Source organism: Paracoccus bogoriensis (genome assembly GCF_019431455.1).
In the GTDB taxonomy this organism is placed as follows: domain Bacteria; phylum Pseudomonadota; class Alphaproteobacteria; order Rhodobacterales; family Rhodobacteraceae; genus Paracoccus; species Paracoccus bogoriensis.
Window position 1 is genome coordinate 34,173 of sequence record NZ_JAHYSR010000012.1, and the last position, 19,740, is coordinate 53,912.

A 19,740-nucleotide genomic window follows, 5' to 3' on the forward strand; every position below is an offset into this window, starting at 1 on the left:
CCGTCAGACCAGCACCGCGCCTTCGGATTCGATCACGCCCTGCGTCTCGGCCTCGCCCAGCAGCATCTCGTTATGCGGCTTGCCCGAGGGGATCATCGGGAAGCAGTTCTCGTGCTTCTCGACCAGCACGTCCAGGATGAAGGGGCCGTCATAGTCGATCATCGCCTGGATGGCCGCGTCCAGATCCTTGGGGTCGCGCACCTGCGCGCCGCCGCAGCCGAAGGCCTCGGCCAGCTTCACGAAATCGGGCAGGCTGTCCGACCAGGACTGGCTGTAGCGTTCGCCATGCAGCAATTGCTGCCACTGGCGCACCATGCCAAGGCGCTCATTGTTCAGGATAAACTGCTTGACCGGCAGGCGGAACTGCACCGCGGTGCCCATTTCCTGCATGTTCATCAGCCAGCTGGCATCGCCCGCGATGTTGATGACCAGCGCCTCGGGATGCGCCATCTGCACGCCGATCGAGGCGGGCAGGCCATAGCCCATCGTGCCCAGGCCGCCCGAGGTCATCCAGCGGTTCGGCCTCTCGAAGCCCAGATATTGCGCGGCCCACATCTGATGCTGGCCGACCTCGGTCGTGATGTAGCGGTCGTGATTCTTCGTCAGCGCCTCAAGGCGTTGCAGCGCGTATTGCGGTTTGATGATTGTGTCGCTGTTGCGATAGAACAGGCACTTTCTTGCGCGCCATTCCTCGATCTGCGCCCACCAGCGGGAGAGGCCCTCGGAATTGACCTTGCGGCCGCGCGCCTTCCAGACCTTCAGCAGATCTTCGAGCACATGGCCGACATCACCCACGATGGGCACGTCCACGCGGACGACCTTGTTGATCGAGGAAGGGTCGATGTCGATATGCGCCTTGACCGATCCGGGGCTGAAATCGGCGATCCGGCCCGTGATGCGGTCGTCGAACCGCGCGCCGATATTGATCATCAGATCGCAGCCATGCATCGCCAGATTTGCCTCGTAGAGGCCGTGCATCCCCAGCATCCCCAGCCAGCCCTTGCCCGAGGCCGGATAGGCGCCCAGCCCCATCAGGGTGGATGTGACCGGAAAGCCCGTCGCATCGGCCAGTTCGCGCAGAAGTTGGCTGGCACCCGGGCCTGAATTGATGACGCCGCCGCCAGTATAGAGGATCGGCCGCTCGGCCTGCTCGATCAGCTCGACCAGACGGGTGATGGCGGCCGGATCGCCCTTCTTGACGGGCTGATAGAGGCTGGCCTCGATCTGTTTCGGGCCGACATAGCGGCCGGTGGCGAATTGCACATCCTTGGGAATGTCGATCAGCACCGGGCCGGGGCGGCCCGAAGTTGCGACGTAAAAGGCCTTGTGGATCGTCTCGGCCAGTCTGTCGGTGTCCTTGACCAGCCAGTTGTGCTTGGTGCAGGGGCGGGTGATGCCGACCGTATCGGCCTCCTGAAAGCCGTCGGTGCCGATCATGAAGGTCGGAACCTGACCCGACAGGACGACCAGCGGGATCGAATCCAGCAGCGCATCGGTCAGGCCGGTCACGGCATTGGTGGCGCCCGGTCCGGAAGTGACCAGAACGACGCCCGGTTTGCCGGTCGAGCGGGCATAGCCCTCGGCCATGTGGACCGCGCCCTGTTCATGGCGCACGAGGACATGGGTGATGTCGTTCTGCTGGAAGATCTCGTCATAGATGGGTAGCACGGCCCCGCCCGGATAGCCGAATACGGTATCGACGCCCTGATCGCGCAGCGCCTCGACCACCATTCTTGCACCCGTCATCGTTCGGGACATCTTTTGCTCCATCACAAATCAAGCTCAGACACAGGGCAGGCTGCCCCGGCGTCGGCGCAAACTATTGTCGGCCCAAGGCGGGGTCAATGGGGTTGGATGGAGAAAATGACGCAGGCGCGTGCTAAATTGAAATTATATTTCCCAACTCGTCAGCGGTCGAATTGCGGCAGCGCGATCCGTGCGACCTGCTCGACGATGGGATCGACCGACAGGGGATGCGCCTCGTCGCCGTGATCCTGCGGGTTTCCGATATCCTGCCAGGCGCCGTTCTTGTAGATTTCGAGGGCGCCGAACCGCGCCTTGTAGTCCATCTTGCGGCTGCCAGGCACCCAATAGCCCAGATAGACATAGGGCAGGCCCGCCGCGCGCGCGATCTCGATATGGTCAAGGATGACATGCGTGCCGAGGCTGGCTTGGCGCAGTTGCGGGTCATAGAAGCTGTAAACAAGGCTCAGCCCGTCATCCAGAACATCGGTCAGGCAGACTGCCGCAAGATGATCGTCGCCGGCCGCGACCGAGGGCAATGCGGAAGCCGCGCAGCGATACTCGATCACCCGCGTCTTGACCGGCGTTTCCTCGATCATCGCGGCGAATTCGAAGATATCCATGTCGGCCATGCCACCATCGGCGTGGCGGCTGTCCAGATAGCGGCGGAACAGATCGAACTGCTCTTCGGTCGCCCAGGCACTGGTGGCCAGCCGCCGCAGGGACGCGTTGCGCTGTGCCGCCCGCCGCTGCGTGCGCGAGGGCTGGAAATCCGCAACGCGGATGCGCGCCGACATGCAGGCGACACAGGTCTCGCAACTGGGGCGGTAAAGCACGTTCTGCGACCGCCGGAAGCCTTGCCGCGACAGGGCGTTGTTCAGTTCGGCCGCGTTCTCGCCCTGAAGGGCGGTGAACAGCTTTCGTTCGGCACGGCCATGCAGATAAGGGCAGGGCTGGGGGGCGGTAACATAGAACTGCGGGGCATGGGGCAGGGTATGACGCGTCATATCCCCTCCACAAGGTGGGTCATCTCGTTGGGGCAGATCCACCGGTCAAGGCTCATCATCCCGGAACTGCGCCATCCATTCCGCTGTGTATCCGATGTGAAAGCCTAGCAACGATTCGAATGCAGGCCAAGTCGAGAAAGGGTTAACGCAATGTCGTGTCCCCTGCTGATCCGTGCGTTGACGGCCCTGCGTCTTTGTGCGGAAACTGCCGCGCATGAGCTTTGCCGAACGCATCACCCGTAGTCCCATCCCCCTCGACCCTGATCGCGGCGCCGAGGCGGTGCAAGCCCTCGGTCTGCCGCCCGGCCCGCTGGCTGAACTGATCGCGGGGGCGGCCGGGTCAAGCCCCTATCTTGCCGGGCTGATCCGGCACGAGGCCGAGTGGCTGCCCGGGGGGCTGGAAAATGACGATGTCGTGACGCACGAGACCGCCGGGTTCGAGGATCTGTCGCCCGACGATCTTGGGGTCGCGTTGCGCCGTGCCAAGCGGCGCGTGGCGCTGTTGACGGCCCTGGCCGATCTGGGCGGGGTCTGGCCGCTGGAACAGGTCACGGGCGCGCTGTCCGATCTGGCCGACCGTGCCGTGGACCTGGCCCTTCGCGCTCATGTCACGGTCGAGACCCGGCGCGGCAAGTTGCCCCCGACCGCTTCGGACGCCGGCGGCATCTTTGCGCTGGCCATGGGCAAGGGGGGCGCGCGCGAGCTGAACTACAGTTCCGACATCGACCTCATCGTGCTGTTCGACGAAACCGCCTATTCCTCCGATCAACAGATGGAGGCCCGCGCCGCCCTGATCCGCGCCACGCGCAGGATGGCGGCGACCCTGTCGGACGTGACCGCGCATGGCTATGTCTTTCGCACCGATCTGCGGCTGCGACCCGATGCGGCGGTCACGCCGGTCTGCATCTCGACCGCCGCGGCGCTGGCCTATTACGAGGCCGAGGGCCGCACCTGGGAGCGCGCCGCCTTCATCAAGGCGCGTGCGGCGGCCGGCAACATTGCTGCGGGCGAGCGGTTCCTGCGCGAATTGCGCCCCTTCGTCTGGCGCAAGCATTTGGATTTCGCCGCCATTCAGGACGCGCATGACATGCGGCTGCGCATCCGCGACCACAAGGGCCTTGGCGGCCGGCTGGAGGTGCCGGGGCATAACATGAAGCTGGGTCAAGGCGGCATCCGCGAGATCGAGTTCTTCACCCAGACACGCCAACTGATCGCGGGCGGGCGCGATGCCTCGCTACGGCTGCGCGACACGGTTGGCGGGCTGCGGGCCCTGGCGGCAAGCGGCTGGGTTCCGCAGGACGTGGCCGAGGAGTTGATTGCGCATTACCGCGCGCATCGCGACATCGAGCATCGCATCCAGATGGTGAACGACGCGCAGACCCATTGCCTGCCCCGCGATCCGCAGGGATTGGCGGCGATCGCGGCGCTTTCGGCCGAGCGCGATGTTCAGGCGTGGTGCGCGCATCTGCATCAACGCCTGTTGCGCGTCCACCAGCTTACCGAGGATTTCTTTGCCCCCGGAGAGAGCGCGGCCAGCACCCCCGACCTGTCGGACGAAGCGCGCGCCATCATCGCGCGCTGGCAGGGCTATCCTGCGCTGCGATCCGAACGCGCGCAGCAGATCTTTCGTCGGATCGAGCCGCAGCTTCTGTCGCGCATGGCCGCCTCGGGCCACCCGACCGAGGCTTTGGCCCGTTTTGACAGCTTCCTGTCGCGTCTGCCCGCCGGCGTGCAGCTTTTTTCGCTGTTCGAGGCCAATCCGCAGCTGATCGAACTGATCGTGGATATCTGCGGCACCGCGCCCGCGCTTGCGGGCTATCTGGCGCGCTATCCGGCGGTGCTGGACGCGGTGCTGGCGGGCAGCTTCTTCGCTCCCTGGCTGGGCTCCGAGGGGCTGGCACGCGACCTGGCCTCGGTTCTGGCGGCCACGCTGCGGGCACCGCAGGGCGGATACGAGCGCGCGCTGGATGCCGCGCGGCGATGGGCGCATGAATGGCATTTCCGCATCGGCGTGCATCACCTGCGCGGCCTGATCGACGCGGACGAGGCCGCGGTTCAATACGCCGATCTGGCGGATGCCTCGGTCGCTGCGCTGTTCCCGGTCACGGCCGAGGATTTCGCGCGCCGTCACGGACCGCCTCCGGGGCGGGGGGCGGTGGTCCTGGGGATGGGCTCGCTTGGGGCGCGGGCGTTGAATGCGGGATCGGACCTCGACCTGATCGTGATCTACGACGCGGCGGGGACCGAGGGCTCGGACGGGCCGCGTCCGTTGGCCGCGCGCCCCTACTACGCACGGCTGACCCAGGCGATGATCACGGCGCTGTCGGCCCCCACCGCCGAGGGGCGGCTTTACGAGGTGGACATGCGCCTGCGTCCCTCAGGGCGGCAGGGGCCGGTTGCGACAGCGATCCAGAGCTTCGAGAATTACCAGATGACCGAGGCCTGGACATGGGAACATCTGGCCCTGACCCGCGCGCGTGTCGTGGCCCGCACAGGTGCCGATGCCGAAGCGCTGGCCGCCGAGGTCGAGGCGCTGCGGTTGAAGATCCTGACCACGCGCGGCAGCGATCCCCGCGTGATGCCCGATCTGGCCGAGATGCGCGCCCGCATCTTCGCTGCCCGTCGGCCCGATGGCCCGTGGGAGGCCAAGGTCGGCCCGGGCCGTTTGCAGGATATCGACCTGCTGGCGCAGGCCTGCGCGCTAAGAGCAGGCCAGCCCGTTCGGGCGACGCTGGCGCAATTGCGCGCCGGGCAGCGGGCGGGGCTGCTGACGGCGGATGCGGCGGGGCGGCTGGCTTCGATCTGGCGCGCCTTGTGGCGGCTGCACGCCTCGGGCCGGCTGCTGACGGACCGGGCGCTGGATATGGAGGCGATCGGTCTCGGAGGCCAATCCTTTCTGCTGCGCGAGACCGGGGCGGCGGATCTGGCGGCGTTGCAGGCCAGCCTGGAGCGCGATACGGTCGAAGCGCGGATTCTGATCGACGCCGAGGCCCCGGTTGAGGCCCCACTCGCCTAGCCTGCCCGCCGCTGCGCGGCCACGGCAATGTCAGGGACGACGGCTGGTGCTGGGGCAGGGGCGGGTTCCGCGTCGATCCCGGCGCGACGTTCCCCGATCTGACCCAACAGCGGCACTTCGACCGTGCCGGGCAGGGGCGCGGGCGCCGTCTCTGTCGCCTCGGCATAGAGGCCATGAGCGGTTTTGTCCCAGTAGAAGGGCTTGGTCACAACCTCGTAGATTGCCTTCCACCCGGCCAGACAGCCGAGCGGAAAATAGAAGTGCATCCCCGGCACCCAGGGCAGCAGATGCCGGTGCTTGGCGCGCCGCACTGCGCGCAGGCCGATGATGATCGAGAGCGCCTCGGACGCGATGAACAGACCGAACAGAAGCGGGATCGCCCAGCCGCCCCACATCCCCTCCAGCGGCGCGCGCAAAGGATGGGGCAGACCCAATGCCAGCAGCCAGAAACTCCACAGGACCGGCGCCAGCAGATATTGCGACAAGGCGCCAAGGAACTGCACCTGAAAGCCCCAGAAAGCCCAGGCGCCAAGCTGACGATACAGCGCGACCGGATCGCGCATATGGACGCCCCAGGTCATCGCATAGCCCTTGAGCCAGCGCGAACGCTGCTTGATCCAGGGCAGGGCGCGGCAATTGGCCTCTTCGTCGGTCGTGGTCTCGATGATCTGGGTGCGATAGCCGCGTCGGGCCAGACGAACGCCCAGATCGGCGTCCTCGGTCACGTTCCAGCTGTCCCAGGCGCCCACTTCCTCCAGCAGATGGCGGCGGAAGAACAGCGTCGTCCCGCCCAGAGGCACGACCAGCCCCAGCCGCGCCACACCGGGCAGCAGAACCCGGAACCAGGTTGCGTATTCGATCGTGAAGCAGCGTGCCAGCCAGTTGGTGCGGGGATTGTAGAAGTCCAGCGCACCCTGAAGACAGGCCACATCGGCAGGCGCGAAATGGAAGGCCCGCGCGATCTTGTGCAACTGATCGGGATCGGGGCGGTCCTCGGCGTCCCAGATGCCGACGATCTGGCCGCGGCAGAAGTTCAGCGCATAGTTCAGCGCGCGCGGCTTGGTCTTGATCGGGCCGTCGGGCACGCGCACGACGCGGATCCAGTGGGGCAGTCGTGCACCTTCCAGCGCCTTGGAGGTCACCGCATCGCTTTCTTCGATGACCAGCAGCAGATCGGTCAATTCGCGCGGGTAATCAAGCCGCGCGAGCCGGGCGACCAGCTTATCCGCGACATCGCTTTCCTTGAAGAGCGGCACCATGACCGAGATCACTGGCAGCGGCGCGTCCATCTCGGCCGGGGTGATCTGGCCGCACGCGATTGCGGCGGCAAGCCTTTCGTCATCCGCCCGCGTCCGTCGCGCGGCGAGGGCGGCCATCAGCTTCAGACCGCTCTGCGCGAGCAGGGTCAGGATGGCCCAACCCACCAGAAGCCCAGCCATCGATCTTGGGGCGATCCAAAACCCCAGCAGCGCCGCCGCCAGCAGCCCTAGCGCCAGCCGGCTGGTCCGAGCCTGATTCTGCGTGCGGCAGCTTTCGGCGGCGGGCACGCGCGACTCGGCCTCGCGGATCAGGCGGATGCGGCGGTTGTTCAGCACCCCTTCCTGCGCCTGAGCCTCGGTGCAGAGCAGCATCCGCACGATGCCGAATTCGGCCGGAAGGCGCGGCAACAGGCTTGCGAATTCGTCGGGCCGCGCGGTTGCGATCCAGGTGACGCCGCCGATTCTGCGCCAGGGCAGGATAGCGTGCGTCAGGCAGAATCCCGCGCCTGCTGCGTCGATCAGGCGTGGATCGGGGGGCGTCTGCGCGGGGTCGATCGTCGTGGTGCGCCATTGCCGCGACAAGGCGCGCGCCAGCGCCTCGGGCGTGACCCAGCCGTGACCCAGCAGGATCTGGCCAAGGCGCGCATTTTCGCGCCGTCGCATGACGGTCGCCTTCAGCAGATTGCGCGGATCGACGGCACCGTCCTCGATCAGGATCTGGCCCAGCGGTGCTTCGTGCCGAGGGGCAAGGGTCGGGCCGCCGAATTGCACGCCTCCATCAGCCTGCGCGATGGCATCGGGTTCCTGCGGTGCTGCCAAAGATGCCATCGACGAATCCCCGTTGTTTGGTTCGTCGTGGCATGGCGATGCTTAACAGGCGGTTAAGCGAAGGGGCGGTGTGACCGAATTCGCAACGCCCCTGCATCAGGTTCCATGACTGTTCCCGTTTCAGGCGCGGCGGTTCTGCATCGACTCGGCAAAACGCTGGAACAGATACAGGCTATCCTGCGGCCCGGGCGAAGCCTCGGGGTGGTGCTGGACGGAAAAGACTGGCCGATTCTCGACGCGGATGCCGCAATTGCTGCCGTCGAACAGGCTGACATGGGTCTCGATCACCCCTTTGGGCAGGCTCTGCGAATCGACGGCGAAACCGTGATTCATCGAGGTGATCTCGACCTTCCCGGTCTCGATGTCGCGGACGGGATGGTTCGCGCCATGATGGCCGTGGCTCATCTTGACGGTCCTGGCGCCAAGCGCCAGCGCCAGCATCTGGTGGCCAAGGCAAATGCCGAAGATCGGCAGGTCGCGTTCCAGCAGGCTGCGAATCATCGGCACGGCATATTCGCCCGTGGCCGCCGGATCGCCGGGGCCGTTCGACAGGAACACGCCTTCGGGTTCGTGGGCCAGAACGTCCTCGGCGGTGGCGGTCGCGGGCAGGACCGTCACCTCGGCGCCATGAGCCACCAGCGAGCGCAGGATGTTGCGCTTGGCGCCGTAATCCAGCGCGACGACCTTGAAGGGCTTGCCGGTCTCGGCGCGTCCGAAACCCCTGGGCCAGTGCCAGGCACCCTCGTCCCAACGATAGCTCTGGGCGCAGCTGACTTCGCGGGCAAGGTCCAGGCCGACCAGACCCTTCCAGGCGCGGGCCTTGGCGATCAGCGCGGGCAAGTCGAACAGCCCTTCGGGGTGATGGGCCAGGACGACATGGGGCGCGCCCTGCTGGCGGATCGCGCGGGTCAGTCGGCGGGTGTCCACGCCGCCGATGCCGATGCGGCCGCGCCGCGCCATCCAGACGGTCAGCGCCTCGGTCGCGCGCCAGTTCGAGGGCAGCGTCGGATCCCACCGAACGACAATGCCGGCCGCGACCGGTTCCTGTGCCTCGTCATCCTCGGGGGTGACGCCGGTATTGCCGATATGAGGAAAGGTGAAGGTGACGATCTGGCTGGCATAGGAGGGATCGGTCATGATCTCCTGATAGCCGGTCATGGCGGTGTTGAAGACCAGTTCGGCGACAACCTCGCCCGGGGCTCCGAAGCCCCGACCATAAAAGACTGTGCCGTCTGCAAGCACCAGGCAGGCGGTCGGTTTCGTGGCCATGGGGCACCTCTGGTCTGAAATCATCGGGTGAATAGGGGGCGCGCCCCCCAAGGTCAACCCGCCGCAGGGCCGGGCCTTGTCACCGGCTTGAACTGAGGGGGCGCTTGCCCTATGTCGCGCAGGTTCTGGCATGGCCAGCATGAAGCAAGGATACCCGATCATGGAACTGCGCGCCCGACTGCAAGACGCCACCAGGCAGGCGATGAAGTCCAAGGACAGCGCCCGCTTGTCCACGTTGCGCCTGATTGCCGCTGCCATCAAGGACCGTGAGATTGCGGCACGGGGCGGTGATGGCGAGGGCACCCTGACCGAGGCCGATCTGGTCCTGATCCTGTCGCGCATGGTCAAGCAGCGTCAGGAATCGGCGCGCGCCTACGAGGAAGGCGGGCGGCTGGAACTGGCCGCCAAGGAGGAGCAGGAAATCAGCATCATCCAGGAATTCCTGCCCCGCCAGATGACCGAGGCCGAGACCCGCGCCGCCATCGACGCGGCCATCGCCGATCTGGGCGCCTCAGGGATCCGCGATATGGGCCGAGTGATGGCTGCGCTGAAGGAACGTCATGCCGGGCAGATGGATTTTGCCGCGGCAGGCCCGTTGGTCAAGGATCGGCTTCTGGCCTGAAACAATCGGCGCCTTTCCGCGTTGGCATGGGACCAGCGAAAGAGGTTTCCATGGATGCGCGTTCCAAGGCCCAGCAGCGCGCCGCAGGCGCCGCCCTGTCGGCAAAGCGGGGCGAAACGAAAGTCAGTGATCTGCAAGGCGCTTCGCGCGACATGTATGACAGCATGACCGAGGCTGAACTGGAAGAGATGGCTTCGACCAGCCACGACGACTTGCCCGAACGTAAAAGCGATACGTGAAGCGATTGAAGGGGCCGGTCACGGCTCCTTCAGTTTGCCGAAGGCACGGGTAAGTTCGTCAAAAAGCGCGCGGCGTTCTTCGGGGGTCAGGAAGGCGCCCAGTTCGATCTCGCGCTGGCCATCGGTCAGGGTCAGATAGTTTTCGACCGGACCCTTGCGAAGGCCCGCCCGGACCCAGTAGCTGTTCGTCTGCCATTCGCGCACGGGCCGCCCTGGATCGTGGCGCGTGACCCGCAGGATCTGCCGGTCCAGGATCAGTTCTTCATGCGTCTGACCGCTGCGATAGGTTTGCTGTATTGCGAACCAGGTTCCGCCCACGGCCAGCGCCATGAAAGGCAACAGCCCCCACAGGACCGCCGTTCCCAGAACCGCCAGAAGCGGCAGCGAGACGAAGGCGGCCGTTATCCCGATGAACCAGACGAAGCCTTTGCGCGGCAGCGAACGATGCGGCCACAGGTGCAATTCACGCAAAACGGCCCCGGTCTGATCCGGGGCCGCGTCTTTCCATTCATAGGGCATGATGATGCCTTGCCTCAGTGCGCCGGGCTGCGATCCCAGTCCTCGCGTTTGGGCAGTTCCTCGAACGTGTGCTCGGGGGGCGGCGAGGGAAGGGTCCATTCCAGCGTGTCGGCGTATTCGTTCCAGTAGTTGTTCTCGGTCACGCGCTTGCCCGCGAACAGCGTGTAGAACACGACGCCGATGAAGAACAGGAACGAGGCAAAGGACAGATAGGCGCCCCAGGAGCTGACCGCGTTCCAGAACGCATATTCGACCGGATAGTCGATATAGCGGCGCGGCATGCCCTGGCGGCCCAGGAAGTGCTGCGGGAAGAAGGTCAGGTTCGCGCCGATGAACATCATCCAGAAATGCAGCTTGCCCGCCCATTCCGGATATTGACGCCCCGACATCTTGCCGATCCAGTAATAGATGCCTGCAAAGATCGCAAAGACCGCGCCAAGCGACATCACATAGTGGAAATGCGCCACCACATAGTAGGTGTCGTGATAGACGCGGTCCAGCGGCGCCTGGCTCAGGACAACGCCGGTGACGCCGCCCACGGTGAACAGGAACAGGAAGCCGAAGGCCCAGAGCATCGGCGTCTTGAACTCGACCGAGCCGCCCCACATCGTCGCGATCCAGGAAAAGACCTTGATGCCCGTGGGCACGGCGATCGTCATCGTGGCCAGCATGAAATAGGCCTGCTGGGTCAGCGACATGCCGACGGTGTACATGTGGTGCGCCCACACGACGAAGCCCAGGATCCCGATGGCGGCCATGGCCAGCACCATCGGCAGGTAACCGAAGATCGGCTTTTTCGAGAAGGTCGCGATGACGTGGCTGATGATGCCGAAGCCGGGCAGGATGATGATATATACTTCCGGGTGGCCGAAGAACCACAGGATGTGCTGATACAGCACCGGGTCACCGCCGCCGGCCGGGTTGAAGAAGTTCGTGCCGAAGTTGCGGTCCATCAGCAGCATGGTAATGGCACCGGCCAGGACCGGCAGGGCCAGCAGGATCAGCCAGGCAGTGATAAAGACCGACCAGGCGAACAGCGGCACCTTGAACAGCGTCATGCCGGGGGCGCGCATGTTCAGGAAGGTGGTGATGATGTTGATCGCACCGACGATGGACGAGGCACCCGAGACGTGGATCGCGAAGATCGCGAGGTCCATCGAATAGCCGCCCTCGTTCGTGGACAGCGGCGGGTAGAGAACCCAGCCCACGCCCGAACCCAGCTGCTGGTTGCCGCCCGGCGCCAGCAGCGAGGCGATACCCAGCAGGAGGCCCGCCACATAGAGCCAGTAGCTGAGGTTGTTCATGCGCGGGAAGCTCATGTCCGGCGCGCCGATCTGCAGCGGCATGAAGTAGTTGCCGAAGCCGCCGAACAGGGCAGGGATCACGACGAAGAACATCATCAGGACGCCGTGATAGGTGATCAGCACGTTCCACAGATGGCCATTGGGCGTGCATTCGCGACTCGCATCGGCGAAGAAGCGTGCGCCCTCCATGCACATGTATTGCACGCCCGGTTCATGCAGCTCGAGTCGCATGTAAACCGTGAAGGCTACCGCGATCAGGCCGGCAAGACCGGAGGTGAAAAGGTAAAGAATACCGATGTCTTTGTGATTGGTGGACATGAACCAGCGGGTAAAGAACCCGCGGGTGTCATGGTGCTCGCCGTGGCCGTGTGCGGCTGCGTCTGCCATACCCGAACTCCCTCAAGATTCCGTCAGGCCGGCCTGGCAGACCGGCATAATCACGCTTTCTTTAGACCACAGACCCCGAGCGGGCAATGCGTCACGATGGTCTGACGGGTCCGATAGCCCCGCAGGCTTGCATCTTTCCGGGCGCGAGGCGATGCGTGGCTGCGACAGGACGCCGCAGCCCGTCCGTCACTCGGCCGCCGGAGCGTCCGGAGACACGCTGGTCAGGTAGGCCGCGATGTCTTCCTGTCCGCGATTGAGCTTGAACGTCATCTTCGAGCGCGCCGAAGCGTCGCCCGATTTCTCGCGCACCCAAGCCTGGGGATCGGTAATGTAGGCCACCAGTTCCTCCTCGGTCCAGACGAGATCGGGATTGGCGGCGGCGGCGGCCAGGATGCCTTCGCCATAGCGGTAGCCCTCGACCGAGGCGATGGGCTGGCCCATGATGTTCCACAGGTTCGGCCCGGTGACGCCGCCCTTGACGATGTCATTGCCGTCCGCGTCCTGGATCATGTGACAGGCGCGGCACTTGCGGTATTCTGATTCGCCCGCCGCCGCGTCGCCGGCAAGAGCGGCGACGGGAAGGCTGAGACTTGCACCCATCAGGGCGGCGATCATGGCTGGTTTCATCTTGTCCTCGCTAGACCAGTAAGGCGGTCTCCCGCAGCGCAACCTTACAGGTCGCCTCCGCCGAATCCAGCCACCGATAAGTCGCAAGCGCTGACATTGTGACGCAGCCGGCTATCCCATCACGCGGGCAAAGCTGGCCTGAAGCGCGACATCCAGATCCTGCATCGTCACCGGCAGGCCCAGATCGACCAGGCTGGTGACGCCGTGGCCGCTGATTCCGCAAGGGATAATGCCTGCATAATGCGACAGGTCCGGCTCGACATTGATCGAGATACCGTGAAAGCTGACCCATCGGCGCAGCTTGATGCCGATGGCGGCGATCTTGTCCTCGCGCATCGTGCCGTCGGGCAGTGGGGGCTTGTCGGGGCGGGGCACCCAGACCCCGACACGGCCCGGCCGGGTCTCGGCCCGCAGGCCGAACTGCGCCAAGGCGTCGATCACCCAAGCCTCGAGATTGCCGACAAAGGCGCGAATGTCGCGCCCGCGCCGGTTCAGGTCCAACATCACATAGGCGACCCGCTGGCCAGGCCCGTGATAGGTGTATTGGCCGCCCCTGCCGGTTTGGTGGACCGGAAAGCGACTGTCCAGCAGGTCGCGCGGATCGGCGCTTGTTCCGGCGGTATAGAGGGGCGGATGCTCGACCAGCCAGATCGCCTCGGATGCGCGGCCCTCGTGGATGGCGGCGACGCGGTCCTCCATCACGCGCACGGCCTCGGAATGATCGGTCAAGTCCGATGTGGCGATCCATTCGACCATGACACGCGCCTAGCGATAAAGCTCGGCTTCGGCGGGGAAGCTGCGGGCGCGCACGGCAGCGGCATAGGCGGCGATCGCCTGGTCGGCGCGGGGGCCAAGATCGCCGAACTTGCGCACGAAGCGCGGCACGCGGCCGGACAGGCCCAGCATGTCGTCCAGAACCAGAATCTGTCCGTCGCAACGGGCGCTTGCGCCAATGCCGATGGTCGGGATCGCGACCGCCCCGGTGATTCGGTCGGCCAGGCCCTCATAGACGCCCTCGACCACGACCGAGAAGGCGCCCGCCTCGGCCACGGCGACCGCATCGGCGACATGCGTCTCCCATGTCGCCTGGTCCTTGCCTTGGGTGCGAAAGCCCCCCATGACCAGCATGGCCTGCGGAGTCAGGCCGACATGGGCCATCACGGGGACGCCGCGTTCGACCAGGAAGCGGATCGTGGCGGCCATGCGCGCGCCTCCTTCCAGCTTGACGGCGGCCGCGCCGGTTTCGGCCAGCACGCGGGCGGCGTTGCGAAAGGCCTGTTCGGGCGATTCCTCGTAGCTGCCAAAGGGCATGTCGATCACGACCATCGCGCGGGACGAGCCACGCATCACCGCCTGACCGTGCAGGATCATCATCTCCAGCGTGACGCCAATGGTCGAAGGCAAGCCATGAACAACCATGCCGAGGCTGTCACCCACAAGGATGACATCGGCATGGGCATCGACCAGCGCAGCCATCGGAGCGGTGTAAGCGGTCAGCGCGACAATGGGCACGTCGCCCTTGCGGGCGGCGATCTGCGGGACGGTGATCCGCTTGACGGGGGCTTGCGCTGACATGGGCTGGCCTTTCCAGGGATGCGCCGGGGCGCGGGTCAGGGATGGGCCACACGCTGGTCGATCAGCAGCACGTCGCCAAAGCGGACGGCCAGCAGGATCACCACGGGGCGGGTGGCGTCGGTGACGCGCGACAGGTCGTCGGCGTTGCGGATGTCGATGGACCGGATGTCGGCGCGCGGCTCGGCGCGCAGCGTCTCTCGGATGGCGCGGCGGGCCCGTGCCACGCCCGCGCCCTGGACGATCAACGCGGCGCCGCGATCCAGCGCGCGCGCCAGAACGGGGGCCGCCGCGCGATCCTCGGGCGTCAGGCGCTGATTGCGCGAGGACATGGCAAGGCCGTCGGGCTCTCGCATCGTGGGCACGGCAAGAATCGTCACCGGAATGTCCAGATCCACGACCATGCGGCGGATCAGCGTCAATTGCTGGTAATCCTTTTCGCCGAAGGTCGCTGCATCGGGCTGCACGAGGTTGAAGAGCTTCGTCACAACCGTCGCCACGCCTCGGAAATGACCGGGCCTGAGTCGGCCCATCAGCATCCGGCCAAGGCTCGCGACCTCGACATGGGTCTGGGCGCCGGGGCGGTACATATCGGCGACCTGCGGCAGGAACACCGCGTCACAACCCACTGCCGTCAGCTTGGCCAGGTCGCCGGCCTCGTCGCGGGGATAGCGGTCAAGATCCTCGTTCGGGCCGAACTGCGTCGGATTCACGAAGATCGAGGTGACGACACGGCCGCCGCCCTGTTCGCGCAGCCAATCGCGCGCGCGCGCGACCAGCGACAGATGCCCGTCATGCAGCGCGCCCATCGTGGGCACCAGCACGACCTTGTCTCCGTCCCGGCGCCAATCCTGCCGGATCGCCCGCATTTCGGGCGTGCTGCGGATGATCTGCATGGCGCTATCCTCTGCCCCCCTCGGCGTGGCGCAGAACCTAGCGACAGGCATTTGCCGGGGCAAGGTGCCACGCTGCGGCCTTGGGCTTTTCGCCCCGGCGGGGGCCTGTGACGCGGCGTTTTCGTCGTGCGGCACCACCCGGACAGCAGGGCGCAAAGCAAAAGGCCGAACCCGAAGGTTCGGCCTTTTTGTTCTGGAGCGGGCGATGAGATTCGAACTCACGACCCTTACCTTGGCAAGGTAATGCTCTACCCCTGAGCTACGCCCGCGCTCCGCACCGTTTGGCTGTCCGCCTTCGGTGAGCGGGGAGATACGAAAGCGCGCGGGGGGTTGCAAGGGCAAAAACGCGCCTGATGCGAAAAAAATCTGGCTTGCTTCGGATAGCGGGCTGAGATGCCTGTGGTGCAGGACGAGAGGGGCAAGGCAATGCGTGACAGTGACAGGCTGGAAGCGTTTCTGAGGACGGGGTTGGCGGCAGGGCATCCGCCCGAAGAACTGGCGGCCGCCTTGCGTGCCGCGGGCTGGAGCGAGGGCCAGATCAAGGCCGGACTGGCAGAATGGCATGTCGAGCCGGGGCTGCCGCCCGTGCCACGCGCGGGCTCGGGGCGGGCGGCGGGTTTGGCGCTGTTGGATGGCTTGGGCTTTCTGGCGCTGGTCGCACTGTGCTGGCAACTGGTCCAGCTTGGCTTCCAACTGGCCGAACATGCGACGCCTGGTCTGTCGTCGGACTGGCCTCTCGCCACGCAAATGGGCTGGCCGATCGCGGTTCTTGTGGTGATGACCCCGGTCTTTGCCGTGCTGCACCTGCGGCGGGATGCTTCGGGCTGGCTGCGGCGCTGGCTTGCGGCGGCATCGGGATTTATGGCGGGGACCGCCTTGCTGGGCAGTGCCGTCGCCGTGGTCCATGCGCTGCTATCGGGCGATCTGACCGCGCGCTTCGCGCTGAAGGCCGCCGTGGTGGTTGTCGTCTCGCTGCTGGCGCTGCTGGTCTATCGGCGCGAACTGGACGCGGGTATGGCGCGTGCCGATGTCGGAGCGCGCGGCCTGATCGGGCTGGCACTGGCGATGGTCGTGGCGGGCATCTGGGTCTCGGGCGGGCCCGCGGCGGGCCGGGCCGAGCGGCGCGACCAGCAACGATGGGCCGATCTGGACGCGATCGCTCTGCAGGCGATGTGTCTTGTGAAAGAGGGGGTTGCGGTGCCGCCTGTCATCGCGACCGAGACCTGCCCCGATCTGCCGAATCTTGCGGATCGGCAGACCGGGATGCCCTACCGAATCGCATTGGTGCGGCCCGGAATTCTGCGAGTCTGTGCCGAGATGGAGTCCGAGGCGATGGCAAGCCGGTCATCCCTTGCCGGGCCGGGTTGCCGCGACGTGGCCTTGCTGGACGAATCGCGGACCGGGCCGGGGCTGATGCCGCCCGACGGCGGTATCCTTGCGCCCGATCACGCGTTGGGGGTCATTCCGCGGCCTTGACGCGCCCCCGCCGCAGCAGCGGGCCGAGATAGCGGCCAGTATGGCTGGCTTCGACCAGGGCAACCTGTTCGGGGGTGCCTGTGGCGACCACGCGCCCGCCGCCATCCCCTCCTTCGGGGCCGATGTCGATGATCCAGTCGGCGGTCTTGATGACATCCAGATTGTGTTCGATCACGACCACCGTATTGCCCTGATCGACCAGCTCGTGCAGCACTTCCAGCAGCTTGCGGACATCCTCGAAGTGGAGGCCGGTCGTCGGCTCGTCCAGGATGTAGAGCGTGCGGCCCGTCGAGCGGCGGCTGAGTTCCTTGGACAGCTTGACGCGCTGCGCCTCGCCGCCCGAAAGGGTCGTGGCCTGCTGGCCGACCTTGATATAGCCAAGACCCACCCGCATCAGCGCGTCCATCTTTTCTCGGATCGAGGGGACTGCGGCGAAGAAGGTCTGGGCGTCCTCGACGGTCATGTCCAGCACGTCGGCGATGGATTTGCCCTTGAACTGCACCTCAAGCGTTTCGCGGTTGTAGCGCTTGCCCTTGCACGTCTCGCATTCCACATAGACATCGGGCAGGAAGTGCATCTCGATCTTGATGACGCCATCGCCCTGACAGGCCTCGCAGCGCCCACCCTTGACGTTGAAGCTGAAGCGGCCGGGCTTGTAGCCGCGGGCCTTCGATTCGGGCAGGCCCGCGAACCAGTCGCGAATGGGGGTGAAGGCGCCGGTATAGGTCGCGGGGTTCGACCGGGGCGTGCGGCCGATGGGGCGTTGGTCAATGTCGATGACCTTGTCCAGATGCTCCAGCCCCTTGATCGTCTCGCAGGGGGCGGGGGTCTGGCGGGCACCGTTCAGACGCAGGGATGCGGTCTTGAACAGCGTCTCGATGGTCAGCGTGGACTTGCCCCCGCCCGAGACGCCGGTGACGCAGATGAATTTCCCAAGCGGAAATTCTACGGTCATGTCCTTGAGGTTGTTACCGCTGGCTTTGACCACGGTGATCTTCTTGCCGTTGCCCTTGCGCCGGCTGGTCGGCACGGCGATTTCGCGCGCGCCGGACAGATACTGGCCGGTCAGGCTGGCCGGATCGGCGGCGATCTCGGCCGGGGTGCCGTGGCTGACCACCGTGCCGCCATGCACGCCTGCGCCCGGCCCCATGTCAAAGACGTAATCGGCGTGCCGGATCGCGTCCTCGTCATGCTCGACCACCAGCACCGAATTGCCCTGATCGCGCAGGTTCATCAGCGTGGCCAGCAGGCGGTCATTGTCGCGTTGGTGCAGCCCGATCGAGGGTTCGTCCAGGACGTAAAGAACCCCGGTCAGGCCGCTGCCGATCTGGCTGGCCAGCCGAATACGCTGGCTTTCCCCACCCGACAGGGTGCCCGCCGCGCGCGACAGGGTCAGGTAATCCAGACCGACATTCACAAGAAAACCAAGCCTTTCGCGGATTTCCTTGAGGATCGCGGCGGCGATCTCGTTCTTCTGTTTCGACAGGTGGTCAGGGGCGGCGCGGACCCAGTCAAGCGCGTCGCGAATGGAAAGCTCGACCACGTGGCCGATATGGACGCCCGCGATCCTGACGGCCAGGGCCTCGGGCTTGAGGCGATAACCCGCACAGGCTCCGCAGGGGCGGTTGTTCTGGTATCGCTCGAATTCCTCGCGCACCCATTGGCTGTCCGATTCGCGCAGGCGGCGTTCCATGTTGGGGATCACGCCCTCGAAAACGCGACTGATCTCATAGACGCGACCGCCATCGTCGAAGCGGAACCTGATCTCGTCCTGGCCCGAGCCATGCAGGAACATCTGCCGCACGTTCTCGGGCAGATCCTTCCAGGGGGTCTTCTTGTCGAAACCGTAATGCCTGGCCAGCGCATTGATCGTCTGCGTAAGGTAGGCCGATTTCGACCTGGCCCAAGGGGCAATGGCGCCCTTGTCCACCGACAATGCAGCGTCGGGGACGATCAGCCTTTCGTCAAAGAACAGCTCGACCCCCAGCCCGTCGCAGACCGGGCAGGCGCCGAAAGGTGCGTTGAAGCTGAACAGGCGCGGCTCGATCTCGGGGATGGTGAAGCCGCTGACCGGACAGGCGAATTTCTCGGAAAAGGTGATGCGCTGCGGGTTCTCCTCGGCGGTCTCGAGGATGGCAATGCCATCGGCCAGATCCAGCGCGGTTCGCAGGCTGTCGGCCAGCCGCGTCTCCAGCCCCTCGCGGACCACGATCCGGTCCACGACGACATCAATATTGTGGCGGAACTTCTTGTCGAGGCTGGGCGGTTCGTCCAGTTCGAAGAACTCGCCATTGACCTTGACGCGCTGAAAGCCGGACTTCCGCAACTCCATGAATTCCTTGCGGTATTCGCCCTTTCGGTCGCGCACGACGGGGGCCAGCAGATAGGCGCGCGTGCCCTCGGGCAGGGCCATGATGCGATCGACCATATCCTGGACCTGCTGCGCCTCGATGGGCTGGCCGGTCGCGGGCGAATAGGGCGTGCCCGCGCGCGCAAACAGCAGCCGCAGGTAATCATAGATCTCGGTCACGGTGCCCACGGTCGAACGCGGGTTCTTCGAGGTCGTCTTCTGCTCGATGCTGATGGCGGGGCTGAGGCCCGAGATGTGGTCCACGTCGGGCTTGCCCATCATGTCGAGGAACTGACGCGCATAAGCGGACAGGCTTTCGACATAGCGGCGTTGGCCTTCGGCGTAGATCGTGTCGAAGGCCAGCGACGACTTGCCCGACCCTGACAGCCCGGTGATGACCACCAGCTTGTCGCGCGGGATGTTCAGATCCACACCCTTGAGGTTGTGCTCGCGCGCGCCGCGCACCTCGATGAACTTCTGTTCCATGCCCTGTCCCCGGTGATCAGCCGCATGACATAGGGACGCGCGGGCGAAAAGCAAGTTCCAGATGCGAACGGAGGGAGAACTTCTTGCGGGCCGCGCTGTCGCCCCATCCTGGCCTGCCCATGTCGCGGCTTTGCCCGGCC

The 19,740-nt window shown here is 65.6% G+C and carries 15 protein-coding genes and 1 tRNA gene; 4 read left to right on the top strand and 12 right to left on the bottom strand.

Annotation, left to right across the window (positions count from 1 at the left end):
* Positions 1-3: 3 nt before the first annotated feature.
* Both KY389_RS07740 and KY389_RS07745 read right to left on the bottom strand, forming a co-directional pair.
* Complete coding sequence (locus KY389_RS07740) at positions 4-1,758, bottom strand: acetolactate synthase 3 large subunit (protein WP_219830318.1); 1,755 nt, start codon at positions 1,756-1,758, stop codon at positions 4-6.
* Between the two features lie 149 nt (positions 1,759-1,907).
* Positions 1,908-2,750, bottom strand: a complete 843-nt coding sequence (locus KY389_RS07745) for an arginyltransferase (protein ID WP_219830319.1) — start codon at positions 2,748-2,750, stop codon at positions 1,908-1,910.
* Between the two features lie 214 nt (positions 2,751-2,964).
* Here KY389_RS07745 and KY389_RS07750 point away from each other — a divergent pair, with 214 nt between their 5' ends.
* The gene (locus tag KY389_RS07750; protein ID WP_219830320.1) at positions 2,965-5,766 is read left to right on the top strand and encodes a [protein-PII] uridylyltransferase family protein; all 2,802 of its coding nucleotides are present in this window, start codon (positions 2,965-2,967) and stop codon (positions 5,764-5,766) included.
* Here KY389_RS07750 and KY389_RS07755 read toward each other — a convergent pair.
* Together KY389_RS07755 and carA are read right to left on the bottom strand one after the other, a co-directional pair.
* A complete protein-coding gene (locus tag KY389_RS07755; RefSeq protein WP_219830321.1) occupies positions 5,763-7,853 on the bottom strand; it encodes a glycosyltransferase in 2,091 nt (696 codons plus the stop codon). The genes KY389_RS07750 and KY389_RS07755 overlap by 4 nt on opposite strands.
* A 120-nt stretch (positions 7,854-7,973) precedes the next feature.
* Complete coding sequence (carA, locus tag KY389_RS07760; RefSeq protein ID WP_219830322.1) at positions 7,974-9,122, bottom strand: glutamine-hydrolyzing carbamoyl-phosphate synthase small subunit; 1,149 nt, start codon at positions 9,120-9,122, stop codon at positions 7,974-7,976.
* A gap of 160 nt (positions 9,123-9,282) precedes the next feature.
* On the opposite strand from carA, the gene KY389_RS07765 reads away from it, so the two are divergent.
* Together KY389_RS07765 and KY389_RS07770 are read left to right on the top strand one after the other, a co-directional pair.
* Complete coding sequence (locus KY389_RS07765) at positions 9,283-9,744, top strand: GatB/YqeY domain-containing protein (protein WP_219830323.1); 462 nt, start codon at positions 9,283-9,285, stop codon at positions 9,742-9,744.
* A 50-nt stretch (positions 9,745-9,794) separates the two neighbouring features.
* Positions 9,795-9,983 carry a DUF3008 family protein gene (locus KY389_RS07770; protein ID WP_219830324.1) on the top strand — a complete coding sequence of 63 codons (189 nt, stop codon included), beginning with the start codon at positions 9,795-9,797 and terminating at the stop codon, positions 9,981-9,983.
* 18 nt (positions 9,984-10,001) lie between these two features.
* Here KY389_RS07770 and KY389_RS07775 read toward each other — a convergent pair whose 3' ends face one another.
* The 7 genes from KY389_RS07775 to KY389_RS07805 form a co-directional block, all read right to left on the bottom strand.
* Positions 10,002-10,502 carry a DUF2244 domain-containing protein gene (locus KY389_RS07775; protein WP_219830325.1) on the bottom strand — a complete coding sequence of 167 codons (501 nt, stop codon included), beginning with the start codon at positions 10,500-10,502 and terminating at the stop codon, positions 10,002-10,004.
* A gap of 14 nt (positions 10,503-10,516) precedes the next feature.
* Positions 10,517-12,193, bottom strand: coding sequence for a cytochrome c oxidase subunit I (gene ctaD / locus KY389_RS07780; protein WP_219830326.1), 1,677 nt, complete (start codon positions 12,191-12,193; stop codon positions 10,517-10,519).
* A 186-nt stretch (positions 12,194-12,379) separates the two neighbouring features.
* On the bottom strand, positions 12,380-12,820 hold the full coding sequence (locus tag KY389_RS07785; protein ID WP_219830328.1) for a c-type cytochrome: 441 nt from the start codon (positions 12,818-12,820) through the stop codon (positions 12,380-12,382).
* Between the two features lie 111 nt (positions 12,821-12,931).
* Entirely contained in the window at positions 12,932-13,576 is a 645-nt protein-coding gene (gene lipB / locus KY389_RS07790) for a lipoyl(octanoyl) transferase LipB (RefSeq protein WP_219830329.1), read from the bottom strand.
* Positions 13,577-13,585: 9 nt separating this feature from the next.
* A complete protein-coding gene (panB, locus tag KY389_RS07795; RefSeq protein WP_219830330.1) occupies positions 13,586-14,395 on the bottom strand; it encodes a 3-methyl-2-oxobutanoate hydroxymethyltransferase in 810 nt (269 codons plus the stop codon).
* Positions 14,396-14,430: 35 nt separating this feature from the next.
* On the bottom strand, positions 14,431-15,288 hold the full coding sequence (panC, locus tag KY389_RS07800) for a pantoate--beta-alanine ligase (protein ID WP_219830331.1): 858 nt from the start codon (positions 15,286-15,288) through the stop codon (positions 14,431-14,433).
* Positions 15,289-15,482: 194 nt separating this feature from the next.
* A tRNA-Gly gene (locus tag KY389_RS07805) sits at positions 15,483-15,557 on the bottom strand.
* Positions 15,558-15,714: 157 nt separating this feature from the next.
* Between KY389_RS07805 and KY389_RS07810 the strand changes: the two genes are divergently transcribed.
* A complete protein-coding gene (locus KY389_RS07810) occupies positions 15,715-16,764 on the top strand; it encodes a DUF5671 domain-containing protein (RefSeq protein ID WP_219830332.1) in 1,050 nt (349 codons plus the stop codon).
* Here the strand turns inward: KY389_RS07810 and uvrA are convergent.
* A complete protein-coding gene (uvrA, locus tag KY389_RS07815; RefSeq protein ID WP_219830333.1) occupies positions 16,748-19,600 on the bottom strand; it encodes an excinuclease ABC subunit UvrA in 2,853 nt (950 codons plus the stop codon). The genes KY389_RS07810 and uvrA overlap by 17 nt on opposite strands.
* Positions 19,601-19,740 lie beyond the last annotated feature (140 nt).